The organism is Bradyrhizobium sp. Cp5.3 (genome assembly GCF_000426265.1).
Taxonomy (GTDB): Bacteria; Pseudomonadota; Alphaproteobacteria; order Rhizobiales; family Xanthobacteraceae; genus Bradyrhizobium; species Bradyrhizobium neotropicale.
The window spans coordinates 68,548-82,007 of sequence record NZ_AUFA01000009.1; the positions used below are offsets into that span (position 1 = coordinate 68,548).

Annotated in this window: 9 protein-coding genes; 4 read left to right on the plus strand and 5 right to left on the minus strand. The window is 62.8% G+C overall.

Features of this window, described 5'->3' with window-relative positions; all coding sequences use genetic code 11:
* Positions 1 to 83 precede the first annotated feature (83 nt).
* The 3 genes from K289_RS44360 to K289_RS0114310 all read left to right on the plus strand — a co-directional run bounded on the left by K289_RS44360 (position 84) and on the right by K289_RS0114310 (position 4,679).
* Positions 84 to 944 (plus strand): outer membrane protein, encoded by an 861-nt coding sequence (locus K289_RS44360; RefSeq protein ID WP_084788606.1) that lies wholly within the window; start codon positions 84 to 86, stop codon positions 942 to 944.
* 154 nt (positions 945 to 1,098) lie between these two features.
* A complete protein-coding gene (locus tag K289_RS0114305) occupies positions 1,099 to 2,076 on the plus strand; it encodes an AraC family transcriptional regulator (protein ID WP_156917960.1) in 978 nt (325 codons plus the stop codon).
* Between the two features lie 179 nt (positions 2,077 to 2,255).
* On the plus strand, positions 2,256 to 4,679 hold the full coding sequence (locus K289_RS0114310) for an autotransporter domain-containing protein (protein WP_084788607.1): 2,424 nt from the start codon (positions 2,256 to 2,258) through the stop codon (positions 4,677 to 4,679).
* 138 nt (positions 4,680 to 4,817) lie between these two features.
* Here K289_RS0114310 and mctP read toward each other — a convergent pair whose 3' ends face one another.
* The 5 genes from mctP to K289_RS0114335 form a co-directional block, all read right to left on the minus strand.
* Entirely contained in the window at positions 4,818 to 6,371 is a 1,554-nt protein-coding gene (gene mctP / locus K289_RS0114315) for a monocarboxylate uptake permease MctP (RefSeq protein ID WP_027552154.1), read from the minus strand.
* Positions 6,372 to 6,439: 68 nt separating this feature from the next.
* Complete coding sequence (locus K289_RS52240) at positions 6,440 to 6,601, minus strand: DUF3311 domain-containing protein (RefSeq protein ID WP_245283932.1); 162 nt, start codon at positions 6,599 to 6,601, stop codon at positions 6,440 to 6,442.
* A 368-nt stretch (positions 6,602 to 6,969) separates the two neighbouring features.
* Positions 6,970 to 7,626, minus strand: a complete 657-nt coding sequence (locus K289_RS0114325; RefSeq protein WP_156917961.1) for an FG-GAP repeat protein — start codon at positions 7,624 to 7,626, stop codon at positions 6,970 to 6,972.
* Between the two features lie 242 nt (positions 7,627 to 7,868).
* Complete coding sequence (locus K289_RS0114330) at positions 7,869 to 9,236, minus strand: SagB family peptide dehydrogenase (protein ID WP_035684722.1); 1,368 nt, start codon at positions 9,234 to 9,236, stop codon at positions 7,869 to 7,871.
* A gap of 93 nt (positions 9,237 to 9,329) precedes the next feature.
* Positions 9,330 to 11,576 (minus strand): TOMM precursor leader peptide-binding protein, encoded by a 2,247-nt coding sequence (locus K289_RS0114335; protein ID WP_027552158.1) that lies wholly within the window; start codon positions 11,574 to 11,576, stop codon positions 9,330 to 9,332.
* Between the two features lie 879 nt (positions 11,577 to 12,455).
* On the opposite strand from K289_RS0114335, the gene K289_RS0114345 reads away from it, so the two are divergent.
* Positions 12,456 to 13,325, plus strand: a complete 870-nt coding sequence (locus K289_RS0114345) for a VOC family protein (protein ID WP_245283912.1) — start codon at positions 12,456 to 12,458, stop codon at positions 13,323 to 13,325.
* Positions 13,326 to 13,460 lie beyond the last annotated feature (135 nt).

A 13,460-nucleotide genomic window follows, 5' to 3' on the forward strand; every position in this document is an offset into this window, starting at 1 on the left:
AGCGCATATTCCAAGCCAGCATGCCCCGCCCTCGGTAAAGCTCCTTGGCTTTTTCGGACGCGTGCATCGGTTGCAGAGGGGCGATGACTATCACCGGAAGACTTGCTTGGGCAGTTACACTTGGACTCGCGTTGACGCAGGTGGCTTCCGCCGCGGATTTCCCAGTCAAGGCGACTGCGTATGAGGCAGTCTACAACTGGACGGGCTTCTATGCCGGTGTAAATGTTGGCGGAGGCTGGGGACGTTCAAGCGTTGACGCCAGCTTCGATCCGCGCAGCCGTTTCGACACGGCCGTCGCAAACTCCACGTCGGGACGCATCAGTGGGGGGCTTGGCGGGCTGCAGGCCGGATACAATATGCAGATCAATCGGCTGATCTTCGGTGTCGAGACCGACATCCAGGCTACCGGCCAGCAGGGTAAGGGGCAGTCCACTGCTTCCCTCACCTCTCCGAATGAATGTCTTGCACCCTGCGTGCAGCCGCCGCCGACAGTGACCAACGCGCCGCTCAACCATTCACAATCGCTGCCCTGGTTCGGCACCTTGCGCGGACGAATCGGGTTTATGCCATCGGATCGGTCGTTGTTCTATGTGACGGGCGGACTTGCTTATGGAGAGATCGACGCTAGCACGACCTTGACTGTCGCACCGCAAGTCTGTCTGGCTCCGTGTACGCCTAACCCGGGTGGCTCGATCACCAGCAATTTCGGTCAAGCCAAGTTAGGATGGGTGGTTGGCGCCGGATTCGAGTCCGCGCTTGTCGGCGGATGGACCGGCAAGATCGAGTACCTTCACCTCGACTTTGGCTCGATCAGCAGCGGCCTCACCCAGGTAGCCATCTGGCCATTCGTCGGCACATTGCAAGCAAGCAGCCGCCTCACCGACGACATCGTGCGCGTCGGCGTAAACTATCGTTTTGGCAATGCCGCGGTAGCAAAATATTGAGGGGCGCCCAGAGCGGCTTTTCCTTCTTGAGAGATGCTCCTCGGCGCACCAGCCGGACAGCCGCCGTCGGCCGGCGATCGGCATGTCTGATCGTCATTGAGGATATGGGTGTCTCTTGGCCATGGATTATCAGCCAGACGACCGGGAATAAGCCTTGCAAAGGATCATTTTTGACTCCTCCACGTTGGCGGGCGAGGAAAGGTCACGGAAGGATCTTTGGATTTCCACCCTGTCCTCGGGTTACGTGCGGTTGAACGCCGATCCGGTGGCCGACCGGCCGTTTCAGGGGCAGCTCAAGATCGCAGTGGTCGACAAGACGTCGGTCGGTACGATCTATGGCACGGTCAAGACGATAGCGCGGTCGGCGCGCGAGGTCGCTGCGGAGAATACCGACAATGTCGTGCTGCTCTGCAATTCCGGCACGCGTCGGATTTGCGTCGAGCAGAAGGGCGTTGCCGTTGACCTGGATGCAGGCGACTCGGTCCTGATCGAGCAATGTGCGCCGTCCTGGATCAGGGTCGAGCACGCAAACTGCAACCTGCTTGCGATCCAGGCGCCGCGCGCGCGGGTGGCCGCGCATCTGCCGGAGCTCAATGATCGTTTCATGCTGCGCGTGCCGGGGCGGTCAACGGCAATGGCGCTGATGAGCGCGTATGTCTCGGTGCTGTTGTCTCCGCGGGCGGCAGACGGACCTTCGGCGCTCAGATACGCGTCAAGGCACATTGCCGATTTCATTGCCGCAGCCGTCGAGCTGGCGGACGCGCACGCCGGCGAGGGCCAGGATGGTTTGCGAGCGGGACGCGTGGCCGCGATTTATCGTGAGCTGGAGCAGCACGCCGGGAACGGCGATTTCTCGCTGCCCGCACTCGGCCGCCGGCTCGGAGTCACCCCCCGTTACGTGCAACGCCTGCTGTCCGAAATGGGAACGTCCTTCACCCGGGAAGTGACGCGCCGCCGGCTCAGCCGTGCGCGCGATATGCTCGTCTCGCCGCGTTATCGGCGTCTCAATGTCACCGAGATAGCCCTGGAATGCGGCTTCTCCAGCGTCTCGCACTTCCACCGCCTATTCCAGAGAGAGTTCGGAACGACGCCGGGTGGTCTGCGGTCTGCCGCGCTGAACCGGGACGAGTAGGCCGCCTGCCAGCGGCGAGGTCTGCGCTTCTGTTGCAACCGAGGCACATCCGGCGGCTTTTCGATGTCGCTGCGCCAGATGGTCGCGAAAGCGCACTGCAGGGTTCGCAATCCGCGACGACGGTGCAATTGCCTCCCTCTAGGGTTTCGTTCTGGTGAGCAAAATCTCTTGAGGGGTTGATGTTTCGGAAATTGACTTGGGCGCTGGCGCCCGCGGCTTTCATGTGGGCGACCGCTCCGGCTCATGCAGCGTGCGATCAGTTGGGCACCAGTGTCATCTGCAGCGGCGCCGCCACGGCCGGTTTCGGCGACGGCACGCAGAATGGCTATACCGTGACCGTGCAGCCGGACGCATCAATTGCGCTTGGTGCGGGCGTTAACGGGATTTGGCTCAATCAGAGCAACACCGTCACGAACAATGGCACGATCACGACGGGCGACGGCTCTTTCGCTATCCGGACGGAGGGCGATGGCAATATTCTTACCAACAATGGCTTGATCTCTCTCGGGGCGCAATCAAGCGCCATTCTGGTGAACGGTGTTGGAAGTACGGTGACGAACAACGGCACCATTTCCTCGAGTTATTTGCATACCTTCGGTCTCGACCTGTCCAGTCAGGGGAGTGTTGTCACAAATACCGGTACGATTGCCCTAACCGGATCGTCGTCCAATGGCATCAATATTTTTGGAGCCAACAACACCGTCTTCAACTCCGGAACGATTACGGTCGGGAACAGCGCTTCGACCAATGACGCCGGCGTCTTCCTGTTCAACAACAACACGTTTACCAACACGGGCACGATCAATGCTCTGGGTAACAATTCGATCGGTGTTGATGTGTCCGGCGACGGCAACACCCTCGTCAACAACGGTGTGATCCGTGGCACTTCGGGGCTCTCGATCGTCGGCATGAACGAGTCGATCGTCAATAACGGCACCATCGCCGCCTCCTCCGCCGGAGGCTCGATCGTTGCCCTCATGGTCCAGAGCTCACTGACCAACAACGGAACGATCGACGGCCAGCTGTTTGTGAATGACCCCTTCAACACGAATACATTCACCAATGCGGGGCTCATCACCATTACTGACCCCAACACGCCGGTGGGCACCGGTCACCTGTTTCAGGGGACGTTCAGCCAGACGGCCTCAGGCGTCCTGGCGCTGCGGGTGAATGCGGCGGGTGCCGCGGACACGTTCACCACCACGACCGCCAATCTCGGCGGTACGCTGCGTGCGGTGCTCCAGCCAGGGACCTATGCGCCGACGACGTCCTACAGCGGCGTCTTCTCAGCCACAAATCCGCTCAATGGCCGGTTCGATCAGGTCACCACGTCATCGACGTTCTACAACGCCGTGGCCACCTACAACAGCACCAGCGTCGACCTGACCTTGACCCGCTCCGGCTTTGGCGCGGTCGCGGGGGAAACGGCGAACCAGCGCGCGGTCGGCAATGCGCTCGAAGCCGGCTATTCGCCGTCGCTCACCGGCGCGGCCGCGGCGTTCTATTCGCAGCTCCTCGCGGCCGGTTCGGTGCGCGTGCTCGACCAGCTCTCCGGCGAGGGCACCAGCGGCACGCAAAACACCGCCTTTGCCGCCGGCAGCCTGTTCGGCCAGACCATCGACAGCCAGATGGATGCCTGGCGCGCGGGCCACCGTGGCGAGGCCGCAGGCAGCGGCGCACTCGGTTACGCCGCCGAACGCCCAGTCACCTCAGCTTTCAACGCCTTGAAGGCGCCGCCGCGGGTCGAGCCGCAATGGCACGCCTGGGCGTCGGGCTTCGGCGCCGGGCAGTCGCTGTCGGGCGACGCCACGGTTGGCAGCGCCGGTTTCAGCGACCGCGTCGCGGGCGGCGCAGTCGGTGTCGATCATCTCGTCGGGCCCGATCTGCTCGTCGGCATCGCCGCCGGCGGCTCCAGCGCAACCTTCAATGTCGACGATCGTGCCACGTCGGGCCGGCTCGACGGCGCCCATGTCGGCGGCTATGCGATGCAGCGCTTCGGCGCGAGCTACGTCTCGGGTCAGCTCGGCTACAGCCATTTCAACAACTCGACGACGCGCACAATCACCGGCATCGGCGCTGACGAGATCGCCAAGGGATCGTTCGGCAGCGATCAGTTCGGCGGACGCCTTGAGGTCGGCCGCAGCTACGATTTCGGCACGGTCAGGGTGACCCCGTTCGCAGCGCTCCAGGCCGCAAGGCTGTGGCAGGCGGGCTATACCGAGACCAGCGTCACGGGTGCCGGTCCGGGCGTGCTCGGCCTGAGCTACGCCTCGCGCAACGTCTCCTCGCTGCCGACCTTCCTTGGCAGCAAGTTCGATGCCCGCTTCACGCTCGGCAACGGCATGATGTGGATGCCGTTCGGAAGTCTCGCCTGGGTGCATGAATTCTCGCCGAACCGCGACGTCACGGCATCGTTGATCTCGATGCCGGTCCCGGCCTTCACAGTCGAGGGCGCACGTGCGGCGAGCGACGCCGGCCGCGTCGAACTCGGCTCGCGCCTGGTGCTGAACCGCTGGTCGGAACTGTCCGCGCGTTTCACCGGCGAGTTTTCAAGCGCCGGCCGGAGTTATGCCGGCACAGGGACGCTCAGGGTGAATTGGTGAGGGTGGACGGCTGGAGGAGAGGGCTCGCCCCAGACTACGAACCCGAGGGACAGACGTTTGAACCGTTCCGGGCGCGCCATCTTCTGCCGGTCACAACTGAACCTGCGACAGCGCGCTTTTCTGTCTTGCGATGCTTTCTCAGGTTCGCAACGGCGCCCGATATTCGGCCGCGAGAGTCTCATCGGCCGAAGTGCGGCTGACGAGATTGAACAGCGGTGTGAGGACGAGTGTCAGGATGAGGTTGAGCACCACGGCGTACAGCGCCGAATAGCCGGGAAAGGTGAGGTCGCCCACCGCAAGAGCATAGGTCGGAGTGAGGTTCGCGGCGACGAACATTGCGCTGCCGGCGACAATGCCCGCGGCCCATCCGACGAGGAGCGCCCAATCGTTGAACCAGCGGGTGTAGACACCAAGCATCACGGCGGGCAGCGTCTGGATGATCCAGATTCCGCCGAGGAGCTGCAGGTAGATCGCAAATTTCGACGGCACGAAGACGATGAAGGCGAGCGCGCCGAACTTGACGATCAGCGACACCCACTTTGCCATCTGCGCTTCCTGCCTGTCGGTGGGCGCGCCGTTGATGAACTCGCGGTGAATGTTGCGCGTGTAGAGATTGGCGGCGGCGATCGACATGATCGCAGCCGGCACGAGCGCTCCGATGCCGATGGCGGCGAAGGCGATGCCGACAAACCATGACGGGAAGCTGTGGAGGAACAGGGCCGGCACCGCGAAATTGTTGCCGAACTGTTTGAAGCCGGTTGCGTATTCGGGAAGCTTGCCGACGCCTGCGGCAATGGCGAAGAAGCCGATGAGCGCAAGCAGGCCAAGCATGAACGAATAGGCCGGCAGAAGTGCCGCGTTGCGCCTGACGGCGTGTCCGCTGCTGGCGCTCAAAATACCCGTGATCGAATGGGGGTAAAGGAAGAGCGCGAGCGCTGATCCGAGCGCCAGCGTCGCGTAGGCGCCGTACGCGCCGGTCGTATTGGCGCCGGGCGTGGCCAGCAGGAGTTTCTCGGCCGGTACGGCCGCGAAGATGTTCCCGAAGCCGCCAAGCTGTATGGGAACGACGATGATGGCGGCGAACGCCGTGATGTAGATCAGGATGTCCTTGACGATGGCGATTGATGCTGGGGCTCGCAGTCCGCTCGAATAGGTGAAGGCGGCGAGGATGATGAACGCGAGCAGCAACGGCAGGTCGCCGCTGTAGCCCTCGCCGGAAACGCCCATCCCTCCGATCACGACCTGAAGCCCGACAAGCTGGAGCGCAATATAGGGCAACGTCGCGACGATGCCGGTGACCGCCACCGCCAATGCGAGCCAGCGATTGCCGAAGCGCCCGCGGACGAAGTCGGCGGCCGTGATGTAATTGTGCCGGTGGCAGACGTACCAGAGCCGCGGAAAAACCAGGAAGAGAATGGGATAAGCGATGATCGTATACGGGACAGCGAAGAAGGCGATCGCGCCGGCCCCGAAAGCCAGCGCCGGAACGGCAATGAAGGTGTAGGCCGTGTAGAGGTCGCCGCCGATCAGGAACCAGGTGACGATCGTGCCGAAGCGACGTCCGCCAAGCCCCCATTCGTGCAACTGGTCGAGGTCGCCCTTGCGCCACCGCGCCGCGGCGAAGCCGAGCCACGTGATCAGGGCAAATAGCACCAGGAAGATGGTCAAGGCAGTCCAGTTGACGTCCTGCACGGCATTCCCTCCCGATTGGCCCTCCCTCGTTATCGACTCCCTCTTGTGTGATCGTGCCCGCGGGCCGGCTAGTCCTCAGTTGCGAAATAGACGATTGCGGTCAGGATGGCTCCAACGATGACCCAGAGAAGCTGGTACCAGTAGAAGAATGGCATGCCGATCAGATCGGGTTCGGCCATGTTGTAGAATGGCGGCCAGAGCACGGCGATGAATTGAATGATGAAGAGCAGGTACCACCAGCTCCATCCGGCGTGTTTTTCGTCGTGCCGGCCGGTGGCTGCTTCCTGGATGCTGTATCTCGAACCGACGCCATTTGACATGGAGACCTCCACCGAGGTGGGCCAATGCCGGTCAATGATGCGGACGATAGCGGAGCTATCTCGATGATCCCGGCAGCGAAAGCTGGGGCTCGTCAGCTTCCACGCGGCCTTCTCACCTGCGCCGTCGTCGTAACGCATCACCAGTTCCAGGGTTCCAATCTCCTTTCGGCTATGGCGGGCCTTCAGCGCGCGGGAGGTCGTCAGCGTCAACTGGGACCCCTGAGCGCCGCCGACAGCCAGGGAACTATTGCATGGTCATTGTGCTGTGCCCCGCACGTCTAGGGAATCTTGCTGATCGTGACTGGCATGCCGCGCTCCCACGCCCACAGCTGGACCAGGTCTTCCTCCCCTTCGAAGACCATCTCCCGCACCACCATTTCGTCGATTCCATCGCCGTCAAGATCGCCGGTGGCGAGCACATAGAAGTAGTTTGAATTCTCGCCGCTCGACCACGATTCACGGGCGGCAAGGTGGAAGGGTTTCAACGCGCCGTTCACCCGCGTGAACAGACCCCACGCCTCGTAACCGACATAGTCGTCGGGCTTGCCGGGATTGGTCTCGACCCGCCAGTTGATCGACCAGATGTGCTCCTTGTGCCCGGGCGCGCTCAACGCCGCATCGAACTCCTGCACCAGTGCGACAGCAAGATTCTGTCCAGCATTCAGGCGCGGACTGCCAAGCCGCTGCGAGGCAATGAAGCGTGCAATCTCGCGGCCGGCAAGCACGTCGACCAGATCCTGGGTGATGACCTGATCTTTCGGATCGGTGCGACTCTCCGATTTGGGAACGTAGCGCACTCGCAATGCGACGGGAGTCAATTTGATCGAAGCTGACGAGCCACTCTTCAGCAACCGGATCGTCGTGTCGGTGCAACAATCGGAAGCAAACACGCCTTTTGCCGGATCTGGCGCAGACTTGTCGGGCCCGATGTTCACACGCCACCCCTGCAACCGCGCTGCGAGTTGCGGCGACGGCTGTCGTACCCACGGGCGTGAGGGCGCATGGACCGGCGGCTTCGCGTCGGAATTCCCGGGGGCCGGTGGTGTGACCGCTGGGTGATAGCCGGGAGGATCAGGAAACGGACTCGACGCTTGGCCTGCGGCGGCAGGAGCCGTCGCGAATGTCCACCCGGCGCCGAGGGCGCCCAAAAGCGCTAGATAAGCCAGTTTCATACCGGTCACCGGACGAGACGCGATCCGCGTCCGAGCGCGAACTGGCCGACCGGTCCCTCGACGTGGAATTCGAGCCCCGTCATTCTCGCGAACAGATCGATGTTGTTGGTGCCGATGGCGCAGCCACCAAGGCTCATGTCGGTCGCCGCCAGATAGAACGTCTGGATCAGATTGCCGACATCCTTGAGGATCAGCGAATAGGCAATTGAGCTGTATTTCCAGGAGATCCGCCCGAAGCGCGCGGCGATCGTGATCAGGACCTGCGGCGGACCGGATGCGTCCATCGCGAATTCGGCCGCCTTCGCAAGCGCCTGGAGTTGCTGGGCGGAGGCGTCGATCGCGACCAATGCGTGGCCGCCTGCGTCGTAGTGGTAGAGGCCACGTGCAAGCCCCTCGCAGTTCGAGACCGCCAGGTACAATTCAAGCTCATACGCGCTGCCTGCCGACGGATAGGGTCTTGCGCTGTAGGTGAGCTCCGGACCGCCGTCGAAACCTGCGCCGTTCCATTCCGACAGCACGCGGGCTGTCGTGCCGAGAAACTGCGCGAGCTCGGCGAGCGTGATCGGATGCTGGTCGTCGAAATCGCGTATTGAATGGCGTTCGCGGAGCAGCTTCGCGAAGGACGAGACCGGCTCAGGCGTTGCGAATTTGCCGAGGTCGATTGGCTTGCCGGGCCAGGGCGGACGCACCGCGGGCAGCGGTGCAACGACGCCCGCATAGGTGAATGCGCCGCCAACCGGATTGGCATGCCGGCCCTCCGTGCTCCGCGTGTGAAACACGAGATCGTGGAAATCCCAGAGAACGAGATTGCTGTCGCCTTCATTCACCCGAAGGCCGTCGCCGTCTTTCGCACTGAGCTTGATCAGCATCCGGCTATGAAGCAGCAATCCGAGCAGATCGAGGCTCAAGGAGGCCGCGTCGCGGCGAAGCTTGCTGATCTTCTGGGGCCGCGACAGCGCCGCGAGGGTGGCCGCGATGGCGGGATCGCAGATCCGGAACAGCGCGCCGGCGCGCGGCGATTCCAGCACCATCTCGTTGCCGCGCCGGCGCAGATATGCGAAGCGCGACAGCACGACGGTATCGCCGTTCCCCAGCTTTGCCGCTTGCGGCCAGTATTCGGCGACCTGCGGCTCGATGACCACGAGGTCCTGCTCGTCATGCGGAGAGGACAGGCGGTATTCGAGAAGCCCGTGCCGCGCCAGTCGCTGCACCAGGGCATGAACCTGCCGCGCGAGCACGCTCTTGCCGGCAAAGGAGGCGAGCGGCAGGCCGGTGCTGAGTTGTCCCGCGCGCTCGATCGCCGCCGCGCTGAATTGTCCCAGATTGACCGAATAGCCGCCTACGGCCGCGGCGATGCTTCCGTCGGCCTGCATATGAAAGGAAAAACGACCGTTCAACCGGGCTGCGATGACTGGCGCGCTCTTCCTGACCGGCTTTTTCCGGACGTTGCGCAACGAGGCCAACCTTCAGGTGTGGGGAAGGAACGGAGTGAGTTCGCTTTCCAGTCGCGGGCGATCCAACAATCCAAGCTTCACCGGAATGTCGTAGAGCCGGCCGGGCCCGAAGCGGCGATAGAAATGCCGCAAGCCCGGAACGAGCACTCTGACGACGGGGACTTCGACGTCGGGCCGCGTCTGGTCGAGCACGAGGAAATCATATCCCGCCCGGGTCGCAATCTCGATGCAGGCATTGACCTGGTCGCGCGTATTGTCGTGAACCTTGAGGCTCGGCGCCGGCGGGAGAAGCGGATTGTCGCTGGGGATCAGGAACGGGTAATCGTCGAGGCGCAGCGGCGTGACGCCGTCCAGCGTCGGCTTCTCGCCACTTCCGCCGCCCATCATGCCAATCGACATGAACTGGGTCAGCTCGGTGAGGGAACGCAGCAGGGCGATGCGGCGATCGAAATGCGAGCCGGAGCCGAACTCGATGTTCTCGTGTCCGTTCTGCATCCAGTGCATGATCGCCACGTAGGAGGGAATGCCGAGATCGCTGGTGATGTCGAGCACCCAAAGCCTGCGCCCCGCATCGGCAAACTGGGCTTGCAGATCCCGCACATAGGGATCGTCGAATTGCGTGAGGTCGAGTTCGGCGCGCTGCAGCCGGTTGTACCACCAGATGGCGTAGGCATCACGTTCGACCAGTTCGAGGAAGCCTTGAACGATGGCTTCCTCGCGGGTGTTGCCGGCCGCGCATCCGTTGGAATCGGTGTGGAAGCCGCCGTAGAAGAAGTACAGGAGGCCGGTCGGAAGATATTTGAAACGCTTGTCGCGTAACGACCAGACCGGCGACCATTCGGTCTTGGTCGAGGGATCGAACGGCTCGGGCACCGGATGCGAATCGTCCCCCTGCGGGGCATGCCTGTTCTGAAACTGCGTGTCGCTGAAAAGCTGGACGTCGTTGGGGAGGAGAGCGTCGCCGGGAGCGAAATCGGCAAAGCGGCGCTTCGTCCTGATCTCGTCACCCTGGAAAATGCCCGAGTAGCGCTCGATCGCCTCCATCAGTGCGCTGGCCTCGCCCTGCTCGGCCGTGGACCCCTTGCCGAAGCTGCCGCCGCTCAGTCCGGATCTGAGCTGGTCGACGTTCCAGGCTGGCGCAGAGAAATTGTGGTAGGCGAAAAAATTGGTGTTCATCGGCAGATCGACCTCGATCCGCTCGAGCCGCGAAACGACGCCGGTCAGCGGGCTTACGTGCTTGCGGAACCGCGCGACCGTGGCTCGCGACGTCACGGTGCGGTATCCGCCGCTCGTCATGATGAGCTTTCTGCCCTCCGCAATCTCGATCGGCGCCGCCGTCCGGCGCGGATTCTGCAGCTTCTTGCTGCCGCAGGTCGGACATTGCGGGCGCCGCGCGACGTAGTGCTTGCCGATCACCGCCCCAGTCAGGTCGAAGCTTGCGATGTGATCGCGCAGATCGGTGCGAAATCCCGAGGCGATCGCTTTCGCGATTTCAACGGCAGCGAAGTGGATGGCGATCTGCCCTACGGTGTCACTGACCAGGGGTGATATCGCGACCGCTTGCGCCGGTCCGCGGTCGAGAAATCCCTTGATCTCCCGATTGCGTATCATGCGATCGAACAGGCAGGTCCAGCAGCCGCTCTCGCCCGGCTTGAACACAGGTCCGACCAGCGGAAACACGCCGGACGGCTGCACCAGCAGCCAGGGCGTCCCATCGCCGGCGCGCTCCTTGTTCACTTCAGCGAGCCGCCGATCGAGATAGTCGTTCACCAGCGTGATCGTTAGCTTGGGCGAACGCTTGGTGATCCGAACGCCGAGCTGGCTCAAGGCCGCGGCGAGTTCTTTGGCGCCTTTGACATCGATCGATTCCACCCGCACAGGACATTCGCGGAGATTCTGCTCCGCGACCTCGACAGGCAGGCCGAGGCTCGCCCAATATCCATCGACGGCGCCATCGAATGCGCGCGATGCTCCGCTGACGACGTATCGGCGATCGAGCAGCCGCCTGATCGCTTCCTCGATCTTGTCGGCGGGAAAATTCCTTGAAAGCTGGCGAACGATCTCCGGCGCAGCCTTGCCCTTTTTTCCGATTGCTGCGGCCACCGCGCAGTACAGATCGCCGTGCAGGAAGAACTTGCGGTTCTCGGAATAGAGACAGACCGCATCGGGAGGAATTAGATAGGCGGTGAAGTTCGGCGCGAATCGCAAAATGCCCTTGCGGGTCTGCCTCGCAGCGCGGCTCTTGCCATTGACTGTCATCGGGTCAGCACGCTGATCCTGTTTCTGAATAAGTTGGATCACACTCGCCCACCATCGGCAAGCTGATCAGCCGGATGCGGCGAACGTGCAACGAAAGCAAAAAATCGGCCGGGCCGTTCGCGGGCCCAGCCGACGAAATCGCGACGTGTCGATACATGGTCAGCGAGCGTTGCTTCCTAGCACCAGCGGCAGCGGCCCCACGATGCACAGCACCCTGCGCACGTCACCCACGGCACGCCGACGCCTATCCAGCCGACGCCGCAGCCGCCACATCCACCGCAGCCGATGCCGACGCCGCAACCACAGCCTCTGCAGGCCCTGCATCCTCCGCAACCTCTGCAGCCTCCGCAACCTCTGCAGCCACAGCCGCCGCATCCCCGTGCGACCTGTATGCGGTCACCGACGCTTTCATTGTCGAAGAGATGGAAGGTGGCGAGGCTGACGTCAGCGAGTTCTTCCTCGCTGAGCGGGCTCACCCCGCTGGGCACGAAGTTCGTCCTGTGTTGAACGTCGCTGGTCGGCAGGGCCGACGCCAGTGCACTTCCCGCCAGCGAAAAAGTTAGACCGGCTACTCCCAGCGCCGGTACCGCGACATTGGTCACTCGCTTCTTTTTCGAAGCTTGCTTCGCCCGCTGCATGGCCGCATCCTCCAGTTGGCAGAAGGATATTGAGAAGATGATCCTACGCCGAGCAAACAAGGCAGGCAAGAATCACGCATACACGAAATGTAATGAGCTCGTTCAGATTGCATTCATCTTCATGAACGATATCGCGCAAATCCGTCGATTGCATCGAGTATCCGCGCTTGTAGAGCGGAGAGCAACGGATGTGGTTTGATGCAGTGCGCAATCGTCTACCCGCTTGAATGGGGACATTAGCTTGGTCGATCAACCCGGACGCTTCGCCTGGTACGAGCTTCTGACGACGGACATCTCGGGAGCAGCTGCGTTTTACGGCAAGGTCGTCGGCTGGGCTGCGAAAGATGCGTCGACGCCGGAACTGGCCTACACGGTGCTCAACGCTGGCGACGCTCCGGTCGTTGGGTTCATGGGGCTCCCCGAAGAGGGGCTGCGAATGGGTGCGACGCCGAGATGGGTCGGCTATGTCGCCGTCGATGACATGGATGCGAAGGCCGCGCAGATCCGCCGTCTTGGGGGCGCCATTCTGGTGCCGCCGACCGACAGCAATATCGGCCGAATTTCGGTGGTCGCCGATCCGCAAGGAGCGACGTTTGCGCTGGTCACCGGACTGTCATACGGCCAGCGGCAGGCCTGCGGGTTGGACGAGCCCGGGCGCGTCGGCTGGCACGAACTGCTGGCTGAAGACCGGACCAGGATCTTTCCATTTTACGGCGCGCTTCTTGGCTGGCAGAAGGCCTCCGCTGAAGCCGATCCGGCAGATATGTACGAGCTGATCTCGGCGGCCGGACAGACGATCGGCGGCATGCTCACCAAGCTTCCGAGCGTATCGCAGCCCTGTTGGCTCTACTACTTCAATGTCGACGACATCGGCGCGGCCGCCAAGCGCGTCAATGCTGGCGGAGGCCGGGTCCTCCAGGGTCCGATCGAGTTGCCCGATGGTTGCTGGATCGTGCGATGCGCCGATCCCCAAGGTGCCCTGTTTGCGCTGCAGGGAGCTTGGGATCAGAAGGGCGCCGAGCAACCTTCCGCCGCGGAAGTCAATTGGTCCGCCAGATGGGGTGGTGTTGCGTCACAGGGCAGGTTGGTCCTTCACAAGACGAAGCGCTAGGACCTGACGTTTCGCGGGGTCGTCGTCGACCCGATCAATGTCTGCATCCCGCCAGGAAGCGTGCGACGGAGCACGCGCGCAATGGCACCAGCTCCTCACATTCATCAATCGAGCCGCGGATCACCCGCTGCCCGT

What these genes read in the sequence shown, in the direction of transcription:
- K289_RS44360 (WP_084788606.1), top strand. Translation starts at nt 84, where the DNA reads ATGACTATCACCGGAAGACTTGCTTGGGCAGTTACACTTGGACTCGCG.
- K289_RS0114310 (WP_084788607.1), top strand. Translation starts at nt 2,256, where the DNA reads ATGTTTCGGAAATTGACTTGGGCGCTGGCGCCCGCGGCTTTCATGTGG.
- K289_RS0114330 (WP_035684722.1), bottom strand. Translation starts at nt 9,236, where the DNA reads ATGCAGGCCGACGGAAGCATCGCCGCGGCCGTAGGCGGCTATTCGGTC.
- K289_RS0114335 (WP_027552158.1), bottom strand. Translation starts at nt 11,576, where the DNA reads ATGACAGTCAATGGCAAGAGCCGCGCTGCGAGGCAGACCCGCAAGGGC.